Below are 18,950 nucleotides of genomic sequence, written 5' to 3'. Positions count from 1 at the left end.
AATCTGAGCCATGATCAAACTCTTCAATTTAAGTTTGATGCTCGTGAATTAAACTTCGTAATGAATTACGTATGTTCACTCAGAGACTTGGTATTCATTTTTCGTCTTGCGACGTTAAGAATCCATGTCACTTTGAGTGCCCACACAGATTGTCTGATAAATTGTTAAAGAGCAGTGAAACGCGGCTTTCGCTCGCCGTTTCGAGGTCCCGTATAATACGTTTTCCTCATTCAGAGTCAAGCGTTTATTTTCGCTTTTCTCTGTCAGAATTTCCGGAGAAACCCTGCTGAGCCGGCGGCTTGTTTGCCGTTGTTCCGTGTCAGTGGAGGCGCATTATAGGGAGTTATTCTGAGGTGACAAGAGGAAATTTGAATTATTTTACCGTTCGCATTTTTTTTCACCAAAGCAGTCATAAAAGCACCATTAATTGCGCTATCTGCTGATTTTACCGCCGAATTTTGTCACCCAATGGCATACTAGATAGGTAAATCTATCGATAAGGAATGACGGCTATGTCCTTAAGCGCGCAGCAGCTGGCGGCACAGAAGAACATCTCATGGGTTCTTGCAGAGAAATTAGCGCAGAAGATTTTAACCGGCGAGTATCCGCCAGAATGCATTCTCCCCGGCGAACTGGAGCTCGGCGAGCAATTTGGCGTAAGCCGTACCGCCGTGCGGGAGGCAGTAAAGACGCTCACGGCCAAAGGCATGGTTCTGCCGCGCCCACGCATTGGCACCCGAGTGATGCCGCGCAGCGACTGGAACTTCCTTGATAAGGAGCTGCTCTCCTGGTGGCTTACGGAAAATAACTTCGAAGAAGTCGTGGAACATTTCCTGGTCATGCGCAGCAGCCTTGAGCCTCAGGCCTGCATGCTGGCCGCGACGCTCGGCAGCGCGGAACAGAAAGCCAGGCTGAATACCTTAATGGAAGAGATGACTCACCTGAAGCGGCACTTTAACCGCCAGCGATGGATCGAAGTCGATATGGCCTGGCACGAGCAAATCTATGCGATGAGCACCAATCCGTTTTTGACCTCTTTTGCTTCCCTATTCCATTCGGTCTACCAGACCTACTTCGCGGCCATTACTCAAAATGAAGTGGTGAAGCTCGATTTGCACCAGGCCATTGTGAACGCCATTCAGGACAGCGACGGTCCGCGAGCCTTCATGGCTTGTCAGGCGTTGTTAACAGCCCCCAATGCTCAGGCCAGTAAATAGATGACAGAGAAGAAAGCACGCAGTATGGCGGGCCTGCCGTGGATCGCGGCAATGGCCTTCTTTATGCAGGCGCTGGACGCCACCATTCTGAACACCGCGCTGCCGGCCATCGCCCACAGCCTCAACCGCTCTCCCCTGGCGATGCAGTCCGCCATTATCAGCTACACCCTGACGGTAGCGATGCTGATCCCGGTCAGCGGCTGGCTGGCCGACAGGTTCGGCACGCGACGCATTTTCATGATTGCCGTGAGCCTGTTCACGCTCGGCTCGCTGGCCTGTGCGCTTTCGGGTTCCTTATTGCAGCTCGTTATCTTCCGCATCATTCAGGGGATTGGCGGGGCGATGATGATGCCAGTGGCTCGTCTTGCATTACTGCGCGCTTATCCACGCAGCGAACTTTTGCCGGTTCTGAACTTTGTCACCATGCCAGGGCTGGTTGGCCCGATACTGGGCCCGGTGCTCGGCGGCGTGCTGGTGACATGGGCAAGCTGGCACTGGATCTTCCTGATTAACATCCCAATTGGCGTAGCCGGGCTGCTGTACGCCCGCAAATATATGCCGAACTTCACCACGCCGCGACGCAGCTTTGACTTAACCGGTTTTCTGCTTTTTGGCCTGAGCCTGGTGCTGTTCTCCAGCGGGATGGAGCTGTTCGGCGAGAAAATTGTGTCGACGTGGATTGCGCTGAGCATCATCGCCGTCAGCATTCTTCTTTTACTCTCTTATATTCGCCACGCCCGCCGTCATCCCACGCCGCTCATTTCGCTGCCGATGTTTAAGACGCGCACTTTCTCAGTCGGGATTGTGGGCAACCTCGCCACGCGTCTGGGAACAGGCTGCGTGCCATTCCTGATGCCGCTGATGTTGCAGGTTGGATTCGGGTATCCGGCATTGATTGCAGGCTGCATGATGGCACCGACGGCGGTCGGCTCCATTCTGGCAAAATCTGTTGTTACGCAGGTTCTGCGCGTGCTGGGTTACAGGAAGACGCTGGTTGGGATTACGGTGTTTATCGGCCTGATGATCGCCCAGTTCTCATTCCAGTCACCTTCCATGCCGGTCTGGATGCTAATCCTGCCGCTGTTTGTGCTGGGCATGGCGATGTCGACGCAGTTTACCTCGATGAACACCATCACCCTTGCGGATCTAACGGATGAAAACGCCAGCAGCGGTAACAGCGTGCTGGCCGTAACGCAGCAGCTGTCCATCAGCCTTGGGGTGGCAATCAGCGCCGCCGTTCTGCGCTTTTATGAAGGGTTCGACAGCGCCAACACCGTCGAGCAGTTCCACTACACCTTTATTACGATGGGCGCGATCACCGTGCTCTCGGCGGTGACCTTTATGCTGCTGAAGCCGAAGGATGGCCGCAACCTGATTAAAGAGCGGCATAAGAAGAAGGATTAAGCTGAGCCGCGCACCACCAGCTCGGGCGTCAGCTGAACACGCTGCTGTTTCTGTCCGGGCTGAGCAATCCGATGAATAAGGACATCAATAGCAAGTTCGCCCAGCTCATCTTTTGGCTGATGAATGGTCGTCAGCGGCGGCGCCATATAACCCGCCAGTTCGATATCGTCATACCCCACAACCGCCATATCCTGCGGGATACTCAGGCCTGCCAGATAGAGCGCCTGATAAACGCCGACGGCCATAGCATCGTTACCAACAAAAACAGCCTGCGGTGGCTGCGGCAACGCGAGCAGCTTTTGCATCGCCGTCAGGCCGCCGCCAAATTCAAAGTCGCTGGTGATGATGTAGCCCTCAGGCACCGGCAACCCGCCGCGCTGCATCGCCGCCTGATACCCTTCCAGACGCAAACGCGCAGGCGTTTTGTCCAGCGGCCCGGCAATACAGGCGATGCGCGTGTAGCCCTTATCAATCAGATATTGCGTCGCTATGTCGCCGCCGAGCAGCGAGTTGTCCTGAATCAGATCGCTGTCGCCGTCGAACGGCGCCCAGTCCATCATCACCGTCGGCACCGAAGGATAGCGCTGCATAATTTCCTGCGAAGGCTGATGTGTTTCGGTGCACAGCAGCAGCAATCCGTCGACGCGCTTTTGCATCAGCGTTTCGAGATTACGGTTCATCCGCTGTTCGTCGCCTTCGGTATTGCACAGCACCAGGCTGTAGCCGCGCTCAAAACAGCTGCGCTCCACGCCGCGCACAAGCTCCGAATAAAACGGGTTGGTACTGGCGGTGATCAACATGCCAATGGTGCGGGTCTGGTTTAGCTTGAGGCTACGCGCCAGGGCTGAAGGCGCATAGTTGAGGCTCTGGATCGCCGCCAGCACTTTTTCAGTAATGGCTTCGCTGACAAATCTGTCTTTATTAATGACGTGAGACACCGTTGAGGTGGAAACGCCCGCCAGGCGGGCAACATCCTTCATGGTAGCCAAGCGTTACCCCTGCTGACAAAGAAAGTCGTCGATCTCTTTACGCCATGGAACGGAAGGCTGGGCGCCTTTGCGGGTCACGGCAATCGCCGCGGCGGCATGAGCAAAACGCAGCGCCTGCGCCAGTGGTTTTTCTTCCAGCAGTGCCGTCATCAGCGCGCCGTTGAAGGTATCTCCAGCCGCGATGGTATCCACAGCCTGCACCTTAAAGCCTGGCACACGTTCGCCTTTGCCATTCTGGCTGGCCCACACGCCGCGGCTGCCGAGGGTAATAATGACGGTATCAATGCCCTTTTCATGCAGAACCTGCGCCGCTTTCGCTGCGTCTTCATCCGTTTCCACCTTCACGCCCGTCAGCTTTTCAGCTTCGGTTTCGTTCGGGGTGATGATATCCACCAGCGCCAGCAGTTCGTCAGAAAGTTCTCTTGCCGGAGCCGGGTTGAGCACAACCTGAGTCTTATTTTGATGCGCGATCTTCGCAGCCAGCAGCACGCTGTCCAGCGGTGATTCGAGCTGCATCAGCAGAGCGTCGGCCTGCGCGATAAGATTTTCCTGCGCGGTCACAAGCGCTGCGGAGAGCGCTGCATTGGCCCCGGCATGAATACCGATGACATTCTCCCCTTCGCCGTTAACAAAAATCAGCGCAACGCCGGTCGACTCTCCGGCAACGGCGGTGACCGGCGCTACGTCGATATTGTCGCTGACCAGCTGTTTACGAATGCGCTCGCCGGTGTCGTCATCGCCGGTACAGGCGATAAACGCGATGTTTGCGCCGCTGCGCCCGGCCGCCACGGCCTGGTTCGCGCCTTTACCGCCGAACGCGACCTGATAGTGGCTGCCCGTCACGGTTTCGCCCGGACGCGGGAAAGATTCAAGGTTAAGAATGTGATCGGCATTGATGCTGCCAAGGACGACGAGGTTGCCTGCGTTATTCATAATCATGAGTGTCCGGTAAAGAGCGCCACCGGGAACCCGGTGGCGCATGCCACGCTTTTCTTTTTACGTTGTCCCCTCAGGCTCTTTGGTGGCCTGAATCGGTATGACTTATTGCTTGATGACCAGCTTCAGGTCAACAGGATATTTAGCCTGAACCTTCTCACCTTTCAGTACCTTAGCAGCAACGTCAACGCCCTGGGCGCCGATTTGCTCCGGCAGCTGTGCAATAGTCGCTGCCAGTTTGCCATCATTTACTGCCTTTTCGCCATCAGGCGTGCCGTCAAAACCGACAACCATCACATCTGTTTTACCGGCAGTCTGCAATGCACGCAGCGCGCCGAGCGCCATTTCGTCGTTCTGAGCGAATACCGCTTTCACGTCAGGATGGGCGGTCAGCAGGTTCTGCATCACGTTCAGACCTTTAGTACGGTCGAAATCGGCAGGCTGGCTCGCCAGGACATCAAACTTGTGAGCTGCCACGGCCTGCTGGAATCCTTCACCGCGTTCGCGTGCAGCGGAAGTCCCGGCGATGCCCTGCAGTTCGATAACCTTCGCGCCTTCACCTGCTTTCTTCGCGATGTAATCACCGGCGATTTTGCCACCCAGCACGTTGTCAGAAGCAATGTGGCTCACCACTTCGCCTTTAGATGCCTGACGGTCGAGGGTGATCACCGGAATTTTTGCCTGGTTTGCCATCTTCACGGCATTACCGACGGCGTCTGAATCGGTTGGGTTGATCAGCAGGATTTTGGTGCCGCGCACGGTCAGGTCCTGCACGTTTGCCAGCTCTTTTGCCGGGTTGTTCTGAGAATCCAGCACCACCAGGTTGTAGCCGAGTTTATCGGCTTCTTTCTGCGCACCGTCCTTCAGGGAAACGAAGAACGGGTTGTTCAGGGTGGAGATAACCAGCGCGATGGTGTCTTTTGCCATTGCGTTAGCACTTACGGTGGCGCTCAGTGCCACTGCGGAAACCAGGGTAGCCAGTTTTTTCATGTTCATATCTGTAGAGGTCCTGTTATGTCAGTTATTACTGCTTTTTGTTGTCTACCAGCACCGCCAGCAATATCACCACCGCTTTGACGATCATCTGGTAATAGGAGGAAACACCTAACAAATTCAAACCATTATTCAGGAATCCGAGAATCAATGCGCCGATCAGCGTCCCAACAATGCGACCTTTACCGCCCGCGAGGCTGGTGCCGCCGAGTACCACTGCTGCAATCGCATCCAGCTCGTAGCCTGTACCCGCCGTTGGCTGCGCGGAGGAGAGGCGCGCCACTTCGATGATGCCCGCCAGAGAAGCCAGCAGACCACACAGGGAATAAACGATAATTTTGACTTTATTGACGCTGATACCGGACAGACGCGTTGCCGCTTCGTTCCCGCCAAGCGCATAGATATAACGTCCGAGGCGCGTGTGGTGCAGCATGTACCAAGCGGCGAGGAACACAATCGCCATGATCCACACCGGCGTCGGGATGCCCAGCGGGCGGCCAATGCCGAACCAGCCGAACAGATCGGCGTTATCGGTAAACCCGGTATTCATCGGACTGCCGTTGGTGTAAACCATCGTCACACCACGCAGCAGCAGCATCATCACCAGCGTTGCAATAAACGCCTGCACGCGACCTTTCGCCACAATCACGCCAGTTACCGCACCGATGGCGGCCCCGGCGGCAAGCGCAGCAGCTACCGCCACCAGCGCATTAACTTCAATCCCGACAAGCGATGCCGCAATGGCGCCGGTCAGCGCCAGCAGCGAACCGACGGACAGATCAATACCGGAGGTCAGAATAACCAGCGTCATCCCAACGGCCATAATGGCGTTCACCGAAGTCTGCTGGAGAATGTTGAACAGGTTATTAACGGTAAAAAAGTTCGGGCTCATGGTCGAGACGATCGCGATCAGCACCAGCAGGGCGATCAGCGATTTTTGCTCTAACAGCCACGCCTTTGTGAAATAGCGGCGACCAGCAACAGCCTGGGTAGTCATCTTTCTTACTCCTGATTCACACGATTAAGCTTGCCCACTGCGGCAGCCATCAATACTTCCTGAGTGGCCTGCTCGCGCGTGAATTCACCGCCGAGATGCCCTTCGTGCATCACCATGATGCGGTCGCTCATGCCCAACACTTCCGGCATCTCCGAGGAGACGAGGATGATGCTCAGGCCATCGGCTTTAAACTGGTTAATCAGCTGATAAATCTCTTTTTTCGCCCCTACGTCGACGCCGCGCGTAGGCTCATCGAGGATCAGCACCTTCGGGCGCGTCATCAGCCCACGGGCAATGGCGACTTTTTGCTGATTACCGCCGGACAGCAGGCCAATCGCCTGTTCCATCGACGGCGTTTTAACGTTAAACAGACGGATAAAATCGCTCACCGCCTGCTGTTCATCCTTATGCTTGAGGCTACCGCCTGAGCGGCTGAAATAGCGCAGCGCGGTCAGCGACATGTTCTCTTTCACCGACATGCCCAACACCAGACCATCACGCTTGCGGTCTTCGGAGATGTAGACGATGCCGTTCGCCAGGCCGTCCTGCGGAGATTTGGTCACCACTTCATGGCCGTCCAGCGTCACATAGCCGCTGGTACGCGGCAGCGCGCCATAAAGCACTTTCATCAGTTCGGTTCGACCTGCACCCATCAGCCCTGCAACGCCAAGGATTTCGCCTTTACGCAGAGTGAAGGAGACATCGCTGACGCCCGGCCCGCAAAGGTTATCGACTTTCAGTCGTACTTCGCCGGGGGTTTTATCAAGATGGGGATACTGATCTTCAAGCTTGCGACCGACCATCATCTCAATCAGGGAGTCTTCCGTCAGGCTTGAGACTTCGCGTTCGGCAATGAACTGCCCGTCGCGGAAGACGGTGACGTCATCGCAGATTTCAAAAATCTCTTTCATGCGATGGGAAATGTAGACGATGCCGCGCCCCTGAGATTTCAGTTCGCGAATAACGCGGAACAGGGATTCGGTTTCTGTATCGGTGAGCGCATCCGTCGGCTCATCCATGATGATGACCTTCGACTCAAAGCTCAGCACCTTGGCAATTTCGACCATCTGCTGATCGCCAATCGACAGCTCGCCCACCAGCCTGTCGCTCTTAAAGCGCAGGTTGAGCTTCGCCAGCAGCTTGTCAGCTTCGGCGTGCATGGTTTTCCAGTCGATTTTGCCGAAGCGGTTGACGAACTCACGGCCTAAAAAGATGTTCTCGGCGATGGTCAGTTGGGGGATCAGGTTCAGTTCCTGATGGATGATGCCGATCCCGGCTTCCTGAGAGGACTTCGGCCCGGTAAAGGTCGTTTCCTGCCCGAGCCAGTGCAGCGAACCGGCATCTTTACTGTAGATCCCGGTCAGCACTTTCATCATCGTCGATTTGCCGGCGCCGTTCTCGCCCACCAGCGCCATAACTCGGCCTGCGTAGACGTTCAGCGATGCGCCGGAGAGGGCTTTCACGCCCGGGAAGGATTTATCAATCCCTTTAAGTTGCAGTAATGCGTCCATGATGGCCTCAGAAAGTGACGCCAGCACAGAGAATGATATTCGCATACGGGGAACACTCCCCGCTGCGAATCACCGCCTGACTGTCTGCGGTTTGTAGTTTGAACTGCTCATGCGTGGTGTAACGAATTTCAATGGTGTTTCCCTGGTGTTGTTGCAGTTGCTCTATGTGGCTGAGCAACGTTTCGTGGAGCTGCGGGTTATGGGTTTTGATTTCCGCGGCGAGAATTGCCGTCTCAACCTGCATTTCCGTGGTGACCACTTCCAGCACCTGCATAAACGAAGGCACGCCTTGGGTTAAAGCCATATCAATGCGCTGCGCGCTGTGAGGGATCGGCAGACCCGCATCACACACTACCAGCGTATCGGTATGCCCAAGACGGGAAATGACCGAGGAAATATCAGCGTTGAGTACCGTACCTTTCTTCATCTTTTGCTCCACTAGCGAAACGTTTCGCTGAAGTAAGTTTAATCCGAAGAAAGCTCATAAAACCACCACCAGGTTATAGAATTGTGATCGACTTCGAAACGTTTCGAGGAAAAAGCAAAGCCTCCCTTGGGGAGGCTTTTAGAGTTTGCGCCCTCTCCCTGTGGGAGAGGGTTGGGGAGAGGGCATCAGGCCGCAACGATTTAAATGTTAAATCTCGACCTGAGTCCCAAGCTCTATCACGCGGTTAGGTGGTATCTCAAACTGGTCCGGCGCACGCAGGGCGTTGCGCTGTAGCAGCAGGTAGAGTTTGCCGCGCAGGCGCAGATACCACGGTCTGTCGTTGCCGATAATCAGCGACTCATGCGACATGAAGAATGAGGTTTCCATCATCCGGCAGCTCAGGCCTTCCAGGCCGCAGCGGTGGAACACTTCTTCCACGTTTGGCGTTTCACGCCAGCCGTAGCTTGCCACCACGCGCCAGAACGACGGTGAAAGCTGCTCAATCTGCACACGACGCACGTTATGCACGTACGGCGCATCTTCGGTGCGAAGCGTCAGCAGGATCACACGCTCGTGCAGCACTTTGTTGTGCTTGAGGTTGTGCAGCATTGCAAACGGAATGACGTTCAGCGCGCGGGACATATACACCGCGGTGCCCGGCACGCGAACCGGCGGCGATTTCTCCAGAGAAGCAATCATCGCCTCGAGAGAGTTGCCGTGCTCATGCATACGTCGCAGCAGGCGGAAGCGCTCGCTTTTCCAGGTGGTCATCACCATGAACATCACCAGGCCCAGCGTCAGCGGCAACCAGCCGCCGGAGAGCAGCTTGTCGAGGTTCGCGGAGAAGAGCGGTACGTCGACGCAAAGGAACGCAATCAGGATCAGGAACACCAGATATTTATTCCAGTGCCAGTTTTTGCGCGCCACGGTGGTCGCCAGAATAGAGGTCAACACCATGGTGCCTGTTACCGCAATACCATAAGCCGCCGCGAGGTTACTGGAGTGCTCGAAGCTGACGATAACCAGCACCACCGACACGTACAGCATCCAGTTAACAAACGGGATGTAAATCTGCCCGGATTCCATTTCAGACGTATGGATGATGCGCATCGGCGAAAGATAGCCGAGACGCACGGCCTGACGGGTCAGAGAGAAGACGCCAGAGATAACCGCCTGAGAAGCGATGACCGTCGCCAGCGCGGCGATAACCAGCATAGGGATCAGCGCCCACTCCGGTGCCAGCAGGAAGAACGGGTTCTTAATCGCTTCCGGGTGTTTGAGCAGCAGCGCCCCCTGGCCGAAGTAGTTCAGCACCAGAGAAGGCAGAACGACGGTAAACCAGGCGATACGAATCGGCAGTTTGCCAAAGTGGCCCATATCGGCATACAGCGCTTCCACACCGGTGATAGACAGCACCACCGCGCCGAGCGCTACAAACGATACGGTTTTGTATTCCATGAAGAAATGCACCGCCCAGTATGGGTTCAGCGCCTGCAAGACTTCCGGGTTATCAATGATGCTGCGCGCGCCAAGCACGGCCAGCAGCAGGAACCAGATGAGCATGATAGGTGCGAACAGCTTACCGACCATCGCCGTCCCATGCTTCTGAATCACAAACAGCAGAGTCAACACGCCGATAGATATAGGGACAATCCAGCTATCAAGCTGTGGGGCGATGATCTCAAGGCCTTCGATGGCCGACATCACTGAGATGGCGGGCGTGATAACCACCTCACCATAGAAGAAGCTGCCGCCGATAAGCCCGAGGATCACCAGCACAGACGTCATTCTCGCGGAGGTATTACGCCCGGCAAGGGACATCAGCGTTAAGATCCCACCTTCACCGGCGTTATCCGCACGCATTACGAAGGTGATGTACTTCAGGGAAACGGTAAAAATCAGCAGCCAGAAAATCAGCGATAAAAAGCCAAAAACAGCATCGCGTTCTACGCCAAATCCAAACTGGCCCGAGAGACACTCTCTCAGTGTATAAAGGGGGCTGGTGCCGATATCACCATAGACCACGCCGATAGCGGCCAGGGTGATGGCCGGCAGGGACTGCTTATTATCAGTGCTCATAGACTCGTCTTTCGTTTAATAAGACAAATGTGTACCGCTTTCCCTGGCTCACAAAAGGCGCACAGTATGCACGATTAATCGAAGATTCGTACTCCAAAATGACCCCGCATTAACCTTGCTCAAGAAAAATCAGGCGACTTCTCGCACTATTACCCGGCGCCCGCAAAGGGCTATAATCGCTTGATAGCTGGATAAATGCTGGAAGGACACCTCTCTATTATGGCGCAATCACACTTATTAGCAGAAAGAATTTCCCGGCTCAGCCAGGCGCTTGAAAAAGGCCTGTTCGAGCGCAGTCACGCCATTCGTTTATGCCTGCTGGCAGCGCTGAGCGGCGAAAGCGTATTTCTTCTGGGGCCGCCGGGGATCGCCAAAAGCCTGATCGCCCGCCGCCTCAAGTTCGCCTTCCGACACGCCCGCGCCTTTGAATATCTGATGACCCGTTTTTCCACACCTGAAGAGGTGTTCGGTCCGTTGTCCATTCAAGCGTTAAAGGATGAAGGCCGATACGAGCGGTTAACCACGGGCTATCTGCCTGAAGCAGAGATCGTCTTCCTCGATGAAATCTGGAAAGCGGGCCCGGCCATCCTGAACACGCTGCTGACCGCCATCAACGAACGTAGCTTCCGCAACGGCGCACACGAAGAGAAAATCCCGATGCGCCTGCTGGTGGCCGCCTCTAACGAGCTCCCGGAAGCCGACAGCAGCCTTGAGGCACTTTACGACCGCATGCTGATTCGCCTGTGGCTCGATAAGGTTCAGGAAAAGAGCAACTTCCGCTCGCTGCTTATCAATCAGCAGGATGAAAGCGCCAACCCGGTATCTGAAAACCTGCAGGTTACCGACGAAGAGTTCAGGCAGTGGCAGGTGGATATTGGCGGCGTGAAGCTGACAGACGCAGTTTTCGAACTGATTTATCACCTGCGTCAGCAGCTCGATACCCTGCCCAACGCGCCCTATGTGTCCGACCGACGCTGGAAAAAGGCGATCCGCTTATTGCAGGCCTGTGCCTTCTTCAGCGGTCGCGAGGCAATAGCGCCCATCGATCTGATCCTGTTGAAAGACTGCCTGTGGCACGACGCCGAGAGCCGCAATCTGATGCAGCAGCAGCTGGACATTTTGATGACCGGGCACGCCTGGCAGCAGCAGGCGATGCTGACAAAACTCGGCACCATTATTCAGCGCAGGCTCCAGCTGCAACAGCAGCAGAGCGACAAAACGGCGCTGAAGGTTTCCCGCATGGGCGGCATGTTCAGCCGCAAGCCGCATTACGAACTGCCCGAGAGCTTGCAGGAGCCGACGCTCACGTTGTTACTGCAACAGCCGCTGAAGCTGCATGACATGAACGTTGTGCATATTTCTGTTGAGCGTACCGCGCTGGCTCAGTGGCTTGAGAAAAGCGGCGAGATACGCGGCAAACTCAACGGCATTGGCTTCGCGCAGGTGCTGAACCTGGAAGTGGACACCAGTCTGCATCTGGTGGTGCGCGACGTCAGCCTGCAGGGCTCCCGTCTGGCGCTGCCGGGCAGCTCTGCGCCGGAAAACATGCCCGGCGAAATCAAGCAGCAGCTGGAAGCCCTGGACGACGAGTGGCATCAGCAGCACACCCGCTTCAGCGAGCAGCAAAAGTGCCTGTTCATCCACGGCGACTGGTTAGGGAAAATTGAGGCCAGCCTGCAGGACGTCGGCGCGCAGATCAAACAGGCGCGGCAGTAATGCTCACCCTCGACACGCTTAACGTGATGCTGGCGGTCAGCGAAGAAGGATTGATCGAAGAGATGATCCTTGCGCTGCTGGCCTCACCGCAGCTGGCGATCTTCTTCGAGAAGTTTCCCCGCCTTAAGAACGCTCTCACCGAAGATATTCCCCGCTGGCGTGAAGCGCTGAAAGGCAAAATGAAAGAGGCGCACGTCCCGCAGGATCTCAGCGATGAGGTGATGGCGTTTCAGCAAAGCCAGACCCTGTCGACTTCGCAATTTATCGTCCAGCTTCCGCAGCTGCTGACGCTGCTAAAGAAGGTCCACTCGCCCTTTGCTGCCCAGGCACAGCAGCTGGTGGATAACAACGCTACCTTCACCGCCGCGCTGCACACGCTGTTTTTACAGCGCTGGCGTCTGAGCCTGGTTGTTCAGGCCACCAGCCTCAACCAGCAGCTGCTGGAGGATGAAAGGGAACTGTTGCTCAGCGAAGTGCAGGAGAAAATGACGCTCAGCGGGCAGCTGGAACCGGTACTGGTGGAAAACGACACCGCCGCCGGACGGCTGTGGGACATGAGCGCGGGCCAGCTGAAGCGCGGCGACTGGCAGCTCATCGTCAGATACGGTGATTTTCTCAGCGAGCAGCCCGAGCTGATGCGGCTGGCGGAACAGCTCGGCCGTTCGCGCGAAGCCAAATCCGTGCCGCGAAAAGATTCGCCGATGGAAACCTTCCGCACGCTGGTGCGCGAACCGGCGACGGTGCCTGAACAGGTCGATGGCCTGCAGCAAAGCGACGACATTCTGCGCCTGCTGCCGCCCGAACTGGCCACGCTCGGCATCAGCGAACTGGAATATGAGTTTTATCGCCGGCTGGTGGAGAAGCAGTTACTCACTTACCGGCTGCACGGCGACGCCTGGCGGGAAAAGCTCAGCGAACGCCCGGTGGTGCATCAGGACTTTGACGAGCAGCCGCGCGGGCCGTTTATCGTCTGCGTGGATACGTCAGGTTCTATGGGTGGGTTTAACGAGCAGTGCGCCAAAGCCTTCTGCCTGGCGCTGATGCGGGTGGCGCTGGCGGATAATCGCCGCTGCTTCATTATGCTGTTTTCCAGCGAAGTGGTGCGCTATGAGCTTACCGGCCCGAACGGGCTGGAGCAGGCAATCCGATTTTTAAGCCAGCGCTTTCGCGGCGGCACTGATATCGCCAGCTGTTTTCGCGCCATTATCGAAAGAATGCAGGGGCCGGAATGGACGGATGCGGATGCGGTGGTGATTTCGGACTTCATTGCCCAGCGGCTGCCGGACGACGTGGTGAGCAAAGTGGGCGAGCTTCAGCGCAAACACCTGCATCGCTTCCACGCGGTGGCGATGTCGCAACATGGAAAACCCGGCATCATGCGCATCTTCGATCATATCTGGCGCTTTGATACCGGGTTGCGTAGCCGTTTACTGCGGCGCTGGAAACGCTGATTAGAGCAGGGAGCCTACGCTTTCGCGGATCTGCTGTGGCCATACGCCGCACTGCACCTGGCCGATATGCGGCAGCTGTAACAGCAGCATGGTCAGACGCGACTGGCCAATCCCGCCGCCGACAGTTTGTGGCATCTCACCGCGCAGCAGCGCCTGGTGCCACTCGAGCTGCAGACGATCTTCATCCCCAGTGAGTGCTAACTGACGTTTCAGCGCTTCGGCATCCACGCGGATCCCCATGGAAGAGATCTCAAAGGCATCTTCCAGCACCGGGTTCCAGACCAGAATATCGCCGTTCAGGCCTGCCAGGCCCGCTTCGCCCTGAGTGCTCCAGTCATCATAGTCCGGCGCACGCACGTCGTGGCGCTGGCCGTCGGAAAGTTTCCCGCCAATCCCAATCAGGAAGACGGCACCCATCTCTTTGGCAATGGCGCGTTCGCGGCCTTTGGCATCCAGACCCGGGTAGCGGGTCAGCAGATCCTGGCTGTGAACAAAGTGGATCTGTTCTGGCAGGAACGGTGCCAGACCAAACTCTTTGCTGACGGCGGCCTCAGTGGCTTTGATTCCGGCATAAATTGCTTCAACGGTCGCTTTCAGCGTGCCGGTGTGGCGTTCGCCGTCGCCCATTACGCGCTCCCAGTCCCACTGGTCAACGTAGACAGAATGGATTGGGGTAAGACGGTCTTCATCGGGGCGAAGGGCTTTCATGTGCGTGTAGAGCCCTTCACCCGCGCTGAAGTCGTGTTGGCCAAGCGTCTGACGCTTCCATTTCGCGAGGGAATGCACCACCTCGAACTGGGCGTCAGGCAAGGTTTTCACTTTCACCTGTACCGCTTTTTCGCAACCAGAAAGGTTGTCCTGAGTGCCGTCACCCACGCGGCTTAAGATCGGCGCCTGAACTTCAACGAGTCCAAGTCTGTCTTCGAGCTCACGTGAGAAATGGGACTTAACGAAACTGATCTGGCGTTGTTTTGCGATGTAAGCGGTTTTCATTTTTTATACTCCCCTGCGTCCTGTGCCGTTGATTAAGCAACAGAATGAGGCATGAATTCAATAATCAACAATCAAAAAGGCCTTGCCGATTTCAATCGACTAAAATAAAGCGCTAAAATAGAAAGATTCGTTAAACTTCATAAGAAAATCCTATGGAAAATTATCAGATCGACAATCTAGACCGCGGCATCCTTGAGGCGCTGATGGCCAATGCGCGAACCGCCTATGCCGAATTAGCCAAACAGTTCGGCGTCAGCCCCGGCACCATTCACGTGCGCGTTGAGAAGATGAAGCAGGCGGGCATCATTACCGGCGCACGCATCGACGTGAACCCGAAACAGCTCGGCTACGATGTCTGCTGCTTTATTGGCATCATTTTGAAAAGCGCCAAAGATTACCCTTCCGCGCTGGCACGGCTGGAAAGCCTCGATGAAGTGACCGAGGCGTATTACACCACCGGGCACTACAGCATCTTTATTAAGGTGATGTGCCGCTCGATCGACGCCCTCCAGCAGGTACTTATCAACAAGATCCAAACAATCGATGAAATTCAGTCCACCGAGACGCTGATCTCCCTGCAGAACCCGATCATGCGCACCATTCGCCCGTGATCGGGCTTTTTAATCCCACATCTTTCCACAGGTAGATCCCAGCTCACACACAGCGTACAATGTGCCACTCAGGATCAGAGGGTGGACTTTCATGGCAGACATTACACTTATCAGTGGCAGCACGCTTGGCGGTGCCGAATACGTAGCGGAACACCTGGCTGAGAAGCTGGAAGACGCCGGTTATTCCACTGAAACGCTGCATGGCCCCCTGCTTGAAGACCTCAATCTGAGCGGAGTCTGGCTGCTGGTCAGCTCCACGCACGGCGCGGGCGACATTCCTGATAATCTCGTTCCTTTATATGAAGCAATAAAGGAAGAGAAACCGGATCTGAGCGCCGTACGCTTTGGTTCCGTCGGTATCGGCAGCCGCGAATATGACACTTTTTGCGGGGCAATCGAGAAAATCGATCAGGAACTGACGGCCTGCGGAGCAAAACAGATAGGCGAAACGCTGAAGATCAACGTCCTCGATCATGACATTCCTGAAGATCCGGCTGAAATTTGGCTCGGATCCTGGACAAAACTGATCGGAGAATTGTAAAGATCGGCCTTTTTTATGTGGATAACTCTGGTTAAAAGCGCTGATCAACCGGTAGTTATCCCACGAATAAGGTTTGGTCAGTTTTTGAGTTGTGTATAACCCTTCATTCTGATCCCAGCTTATACGGACCAGGATCACCGATCATTCACAGGCTGTGATCCTTATTAAGCATATGATCTTAAACGCCAGATCCAGCTTATCCACAGAAGATGGCGATCCTAATAAGAGATCACAGTAAAACAGATCTCTAAATAAAAGATCTTCTTTTAAATACCCAGGATCCCGGGTGCTTTCTCCGGCTCGCAAAGTTGAGTAGAATCCACGGCCCGGGCTTCAATCACTTTTCAAACCGCTTTCATGCGAGGCAGACCACCATGTTTTATCAGGATCCTTTTGACGTCATCATCATTGGCGGGGGTCATGCAGGTACTGAGGCCGCGATGGCCGCAGCACGTATGGGTCAGCAGACCCTGCTGTTGACACACAATATCGACACGCTGGGGCAGATGAGCTGCAACCCGGCCATTGGCGGCATTGGGAAAGGACACCTGGTAAAAGAAGTGGATGCGCTCGGCGGGCTGATGGCGAAGGCAATCGACCAGGCGGGCATTCAGTTTAGAATACTAAACGGCAGCAAAGGTCCGGCGGTTCGTGCAACCCGCGCTCAGGCCGACCGCGTGCTCTATCGTCAGGCGGTGCGCACTGCGCTGGAGAATCAGCCGAACCTGATGATCTTCCAGCAGGCCGTTGAAGATCTTATCGTCGAAAACGATCGTGTCGTTGGCGCTGTCACCCAGATGGGCCTCAAGTTCCGTGCAAAGTCCGTTGTGCTGACCGTCGGGACGTTCCTCGATGGCAAAATTCACATCGGCATGGATAACTACAGCGGCGGTCGTGCAGGCGATCCACCAGCCATTTCGCTCTCTCGTCGTCTGCGTGAACTGCCGTTGCGTGTCGGTCGCCTGAAAACGGGTACGCCACCGCGTATTGACGCGCGCACCATCGATTTCAGCATCCTGGCCCAGCAGCACGGTGACAACCCGATGCCGGTGTTCTCGTTCATGGGCAACGCGGCTCAGCATCCGCGCCAGGTGCCGTGCTACATCACGCACACCAACGAAAAAACCCATGATGTGATCCGCAATAACCTCGACCGCAGCCCAATGTACGCGGGCGTCATCGAAGGCATTGGCCCACGCTACTGCCCGTCGATTGAAGACAAGGTGATGCGCTTCGCTGACAAGAATCAGCATCAGATCTTCCTCGAACCGGAAGGCCTGACCTCCAACGAAATTTATCCGAACGGGATCTCCACCAGCCTGCCGTTTGACGTGCAGATGCAGATCGTCCGTTCAATGGAAGGGATGGCGAACGCGAAGATCGTCCGTCCTGGCTACGCCATTGAGTACGATTTCTTCGATCCACGCGATCTGAAGCCGACGCTGGAAAGCAAATATATTCAGGGCCTGTTCTTTGCCGGACAGATCAACGGCACCACCGGTTACGAAGAAGCTGCTGCGCAGGGCCTGCTGGCGGGGCTTAACGCCGCGCGTTTCTCTGCCGAGAAGGAAGGCTGGGCGCCGCGCCGCGATCAGGCTTACCTCGGCGTGCTGGTGGACGACCTCTGCACGCTGGGTACCAAAGAACCGTACCGCATGTTCACCTCCCGCGCGGAATACCGCCTGATGCTGCGTGAAGACAACGCCGATCTGCGTCTGACCGAACAGGGTCGTGAGCTCGGTCTGGTCGACGACGAACGCTGGGCGCGTTTCAACGAGAAGCTGGAAAGCATTGAGCTTGAGCGTCAGCGCCTGAAATCGACCTGGGTGACGCCAACATCTGAAGCTGCTGCGGAAGTGAATGCCCAGCTGGATGCGCCGCTGTCCCGCGAAGCCAGCGGCGAAGATCTGCTGCGTCGTCCTGGTGTGACCTACGCACAGCTGGTCGGGCTGTCGCCATTCGCACCGGGCCTGGCAGATCCTCAGGCTGCTGAGCAGGTGGAAATTCAGGTCAAATACGAAGGTTATATCGCCCGTCAGCAGGATGAGATCGAGCGCCATCAGCGCAATGAGAACACGATCCTGCCGGCAACGCTGGATTACCGTCAGGTCTCAGGCCTGTCGAACGAAGTGATCGCCAAGCTCAACGATCATAAACCGTCCTCTATCGGTCAGGCTTCGCGTATCTCCGGCGTCACGCCTGCGGCAATTTCGATTTTGCTGATCTGGCTGAAAAAACAGGGCATGCTGCGTCGCAGCGCCTGATTTGAATAGATTGCCCGGCGGCGCGAAGCTTGCCGGGCCTACAAACCCGTAGGGCGGGTCTGCGAAACGCCATCCGCCAAAAGAAGCTCAACAGGGATCTCTCAGTGCTCAACAAACTCTCTCGTCTGCTCGCTGAAGCAGGTATTTCGTTGTCCGGAAATCAGCAGCAACAGCTGGTGGCCTACGTCGAACTGCTCCACAAATGGAACAAAGCGTACAACCTGACCTCAGTGCGCGATCCGAACGAGATGCTGGTGCGTCATATTCTCGACAGCATCGTGGTGGCTCCGCATTTGCAGGGCTCGCGCTTTATTGACGTGGGGACGGGCCCGGGCCTGCCGGGGATCCCGCTGGCCATTGTTCTGCCACAGGCGCAGTTCACGCTGCTGGACAGCCTGGGCAAGCGCGTGCGTTTCCTGCGTCAGGTGCAGCACGAACTGAAGCTCGATAACGTCACGCCTGTGCAAAGCCGGGTGGAAGAGTTCCCCGCTGAGCCGCCGTTTGATGGCGTAATAAGCCGCGCGTTTGCCTCTCTGAATGACATGGTGAGCTGGTGTCATCATCTGCCAGCTGAAAATGGACGTTTCTATGCGCTGAAGGGTCTGGTGCCTGACGATGAAATTGCTCAGTTACCTGCACAATTCACGGTGGAAGAGATAGTTAAGCTCAGCGTTCCGCAGCTCGAGGGTGAGCGTCATCTGGTTAAGATTAAGCCAACTAAAGTTTAATCTTTATCAAAAAATGTGGATATTCACCCTGCTGTGAAGTGTTAAAACGGGGTGATGAAAGCAGTGATACGTTCAGTTACATTTAACGATACG

At 55.8% G+C, this 18,950-nt stretch carries 16 protein-coding genes; 8 read left to right on the top strand and 8 right to left on the bottom strand.

The features are described from left to right. The first annotated feature begins 512 nt into the window (after positions 1 to 512). Positions 513 to 1,217 carry a FadR/GntR family transcriptional regulator gene (locus tag CRO87_RS08570; protein ID WP_097162504.1) on the top strand — a complete coding sequence of 235 codons (705 nt, stop codon included), beginning with the start codon at positions 513 to 515 and terminating at the stop codon, positions 1,215 to 1,217. Beyond that, positions 1,218 to 2,621, top strand: a complete 1,404-nt coding sequence (mdtD, locus tag CRO87_RS08565; RefSeq protein WP_097162503.1) for a multidrug transporter subunit MdtD — start codon at positions 1,218 to 1,220, stop codon at positions 2,619 to 2,621. Here mdtD and rbsR read toward each other — a convergent pair. The 7 genes from rbsR to kup all read right to left on the bottom strand — a co-directional run bounded on the left by rbsR (position 2,618) and on the right by kup (position 10,553). Further along, positions 2,618 to 3,610 (bottom strand): ribose operon transcriptional repressor RbsR, encoded by a 993-nt coding sequence (rbsR, locus tag CRO87_RS08560; RefSeq protein ID WP_097162502.1) that lies wholly within the window; start codon positions 3,608 to 3,610, stop codon positions 2,618 to 2,620. The two genes, mdtD and rbsR, sit on opposite strands and share 4 nt — an antisense overlap. Positions 3,611 to 3,613: 3 nt before the next feature. Next, positions 3,614 to 4,543: a ribokinase gene (rbsK, locus tag CRO87_RS08555; RefSeq protein WP_097162518.1), complete on the bottom strand. Its 930-nt coding sequence runs from the start codon at positions 4,541 to 4,543 to the stop codon at positions 3,614 to 3,616. 108 nt (positions 4,544 to 4,651) lie between these two features. After that, on the bottom strand, positions 4,652 to 5,542 hold the full coding sequence (gene rbsB / locus CRO87_RS08550) for a ribose ABC transporter substrate-binding protein RbsB (protein ID WP_097162501.1): 891 nt from the start codon (positions 5,540 to 5,542) through the stop codon (positions 4,652 to 4,654). Between the two features lie 28 nt (positions 5,543 to 5,570). Then, entirely contained in the window at positions 5,571 to 6,536 is a 966-nt protein-coding gene (rbsC, locus tag CRO87_RS08545; RefSeq protein WP_097162500.1) for a ribose ABC transporter permease, read from the bottom strand. 5 nt (positions 6,537 to 6,541) lie between these two features. Then, on the bottom strand, positions 6,542 to 8,047 hold the full coding sequence (rbsA, locus tag CRO87_RS08540; RefSeq protein WP_097162499.1) for a ribose ABC transporter ATP-binding protein RbsA: 1,506 nt from the start codon (positions 8,045 to 8,047) through the stop codon (positions 6,542 to 6,544). Positions 8,048 to 8,054: 7 nt separating this feature from the next. After that, positions 8,055 to 8,474 (bottom strand): D-ribose pyranase, encoded by a 420-nt coding sequence (gene rbsD, locus CRO87_RS08535; protein ID WP_097162498.1) that lies wholly within the window; start codon positions 8,472 to 8,474, stop codon positions 8,055 to 8,057. Between the two features lie 207 nt (positions 8,475 to 8,681). Then, positions 8,682 to 10,553: a low affinity potassium transporter Kup gene (kup, locus tag CRO87_RS08530; RefSeq protein WP_097162497.1), complete on the bottom strand. Its 1,872-nt coding sequence runs from the start codon at positions 10,551 to 10,553 to the stop codon at positions 8,682 to 8,684. Between the two features lie 219 nt (positions 10,554 to 10,772). Between kup and ravA the strand changes: the two genes are divergently transcribed. Further along, a complete protein-coding gene (ravA, locus tag CRO87_RS08525; RefSeq protein WP_097162496.1) occupies positions 10,773 to 12,269 on the top strand; it encodes an ATPase RavA in 1,497 nt (498 codons plus the stop codon). Continuing rightward, a complete protein-coding gene (viaA, locus tag CRO87_RS08520; protein ID WP_097162495.1) occupies positions 12,269 to 13,720 on the top strand; it encodes an ATPase RavA stimulator ViaA in 1,452 nt (483 codons plus the stop codon). Before ravA ends, viaA begins: the two co-directional genes overlap by 1 nt. On the opposite strand, the gene asnA is transcribed toward viaA, so the two are convergent. After that, on the bottom strand, positions 13,721 to 14,713 hold the full coding sequence (gene asnA, locus CRO87_RS08515; protein ID WP_097162494.1) for an aspartate--ammonia ligase: 993 nt from the start codon (positions 14,711 to 14,713) through the stop codon (positions 13,721 to 13,723). A 152-nt stretch (positions 14,714 to 14,865) separates the two neighbouring features. On the opposite strand from asnA, the gene asnC reads away from it, so the two are divergent. From asnC to rsmG, 4 genes are all read left to right on the top strand, one after another. Then, complete coding sequence (gene asnC, locus CRO87_RS08510; RefSeq protein ID WP_045853727.1) at positions 14,866 to 15,324, top strand: transcriptional regulator AsnC; 459 nt, start codon at positions 14,866 to 14,868, stop codon at positions 15,322 to 15,324. Positions 15,325 to 15,415: 91 nt separating this feature from the next. Next, positions 15,416 to 15,865 (top strand): FMN-binding protein MioC, encoded by a 450-nt coding sequence (mioC, locus tag CRO87_RS08505; RefSeq protein ID WP_097162493.1) that lies wholly within the window; start codon positions 15,416 to 15,418, stop codon positions 15,863 to 15,865. A gap of 374 nt (positions 15,866 to 16,239) precedes the next feature. Further along, positions 16,240 to 18,129: a tRNA uridine-5-carboxymethylaminomethyl(34) synthesis enzyme MnmG gene (gene mnmG, locus CRO87_RS08500; RefSeq protein ID WP_097162492.1), complete on the top strand. Its 1,890-nt coding sequence runs from the start codon at positions 16,240 to 16,242 to the stop codon at positions 18,127 to 18,129. Positions 18,130 to 18,233: 104 nt separating this feature from the next. After that, positions 18,234 to 18,857, top strand: a complete 624-nt coding sequence (gene rsmG, locus CRO87_RS08495) for a 16S rRNA (guanine(527)-N(7))-methyltransferase RsmG (protein ID WP_097162491.1) — start codon at positions 18,234 to 18,236, stop codon at positions 18,855 to 18,857. Positions 18,858 to 18,950 lie beyond the last annotated feature (93 nt).

Source organism: Enterobacter sp. CC120223-11, assembly GCF_900215375.1.
Lineage (GTDB): Bacteria > Pseudomonadota > Gammaproteobacteria > Enterobacterales > Enterobacteriaceae > Scandinavium.
This window is presented reverse-complemented; position numbering and strand designations above follow the sequence as displayed.

Bases quoted from the DNA above. Each gene is read 5' to 3' on its own strand.
- CRO87_RS08570 (WP_097162504.1), top strand. From the start codon at position 513: ATGTCCTTAAGCGCGCAGCAGCTGGCGGCACAGAAGAACATCTCATGG.
- mdtD (WP_097162503.1), top strand. From the start codon at position 1,218: ATGACAGAGAAGAAAGCACGCAGTATGGCGGGCCTGCCGTGGATCGCG.
- rbsK (WP_097162518.1), bottom strand. From the start codon at position 4,543: ATGAATAACGCAGGCAACCTCGTCGTCCTTGGCAGCATCAATGCCGAT.
- rbsB (WP_097162501.1), bottom strand. From the start codon at position 5,542: ATGAACATGAAAAAACTGGCTACCCTGGTTTCCGCAGTGGCACTGAGC.
- rbsC (WP_097162500.1), bottom strand. From the start codon at position 6,536: ATGACTACCCAGGCTGTTGCTGGTCGCCGCTATTTCACAAAGGCGTGG.
- rbsA (WP_097162499.1), bottom strand. From the start codon at position 8,047: ATGGACGCATTACTGCAACTTAAAGGGATTGATAAATCCTTCCCGGGC.
- rbsD (WP_097162498.1), bottom strand. From the start codon at position 8,474: ATGAAGAAAGGTACGGTACTCAACGCTGATATTTCCTCGGTCATTTCC.
- kup (WP_097162497.1), bottom strand. From the start codon at position 10,553: ATGAGCACTGATAATAAGCAGTCCCTGCCGGCCATCACCCTGGCCGCT.
- ravA (WP_097162496.1), top strand. From the start codon at position 10,773: ATGGCGCAATCACACTTATTAGCAGAAAGAATTTCCCGGCTCAGCCAG.
- viaA (WP_097162495.1), top strand. From the start codon at position 12,269: ATGCTCACCCTCGACACGCTTAACGTGATGCTGGCGGTCAGCGAAGAA.
- asnA (WP_097162494.1), bottom strand. From the start codon at position 14,713: ATGAAAACCGCTTACATCGCAAAACAACGCCAGATCAGTTTCGTTAAG.
- asnC (WP_045853727.1), top strand. From the start codon at position 14,866: ATGGAAAATTATCAGATCGACAATCTAGACCGCGGCATCCTTGAGGCG.
- mioC (WP_097162493.1), top strand. From the start codon at position 15,416: ATGGCAGACATTACACTTATCAGTGGCAGCACGCTTGGCGGTGCCGAA.
- mnmG (WP_097162492.1), top strand. From the start codon at position 16,240: ATGTTTTATCAGGATCCTTTTGACGTCATCATCATTGGCGGGGGTCAT.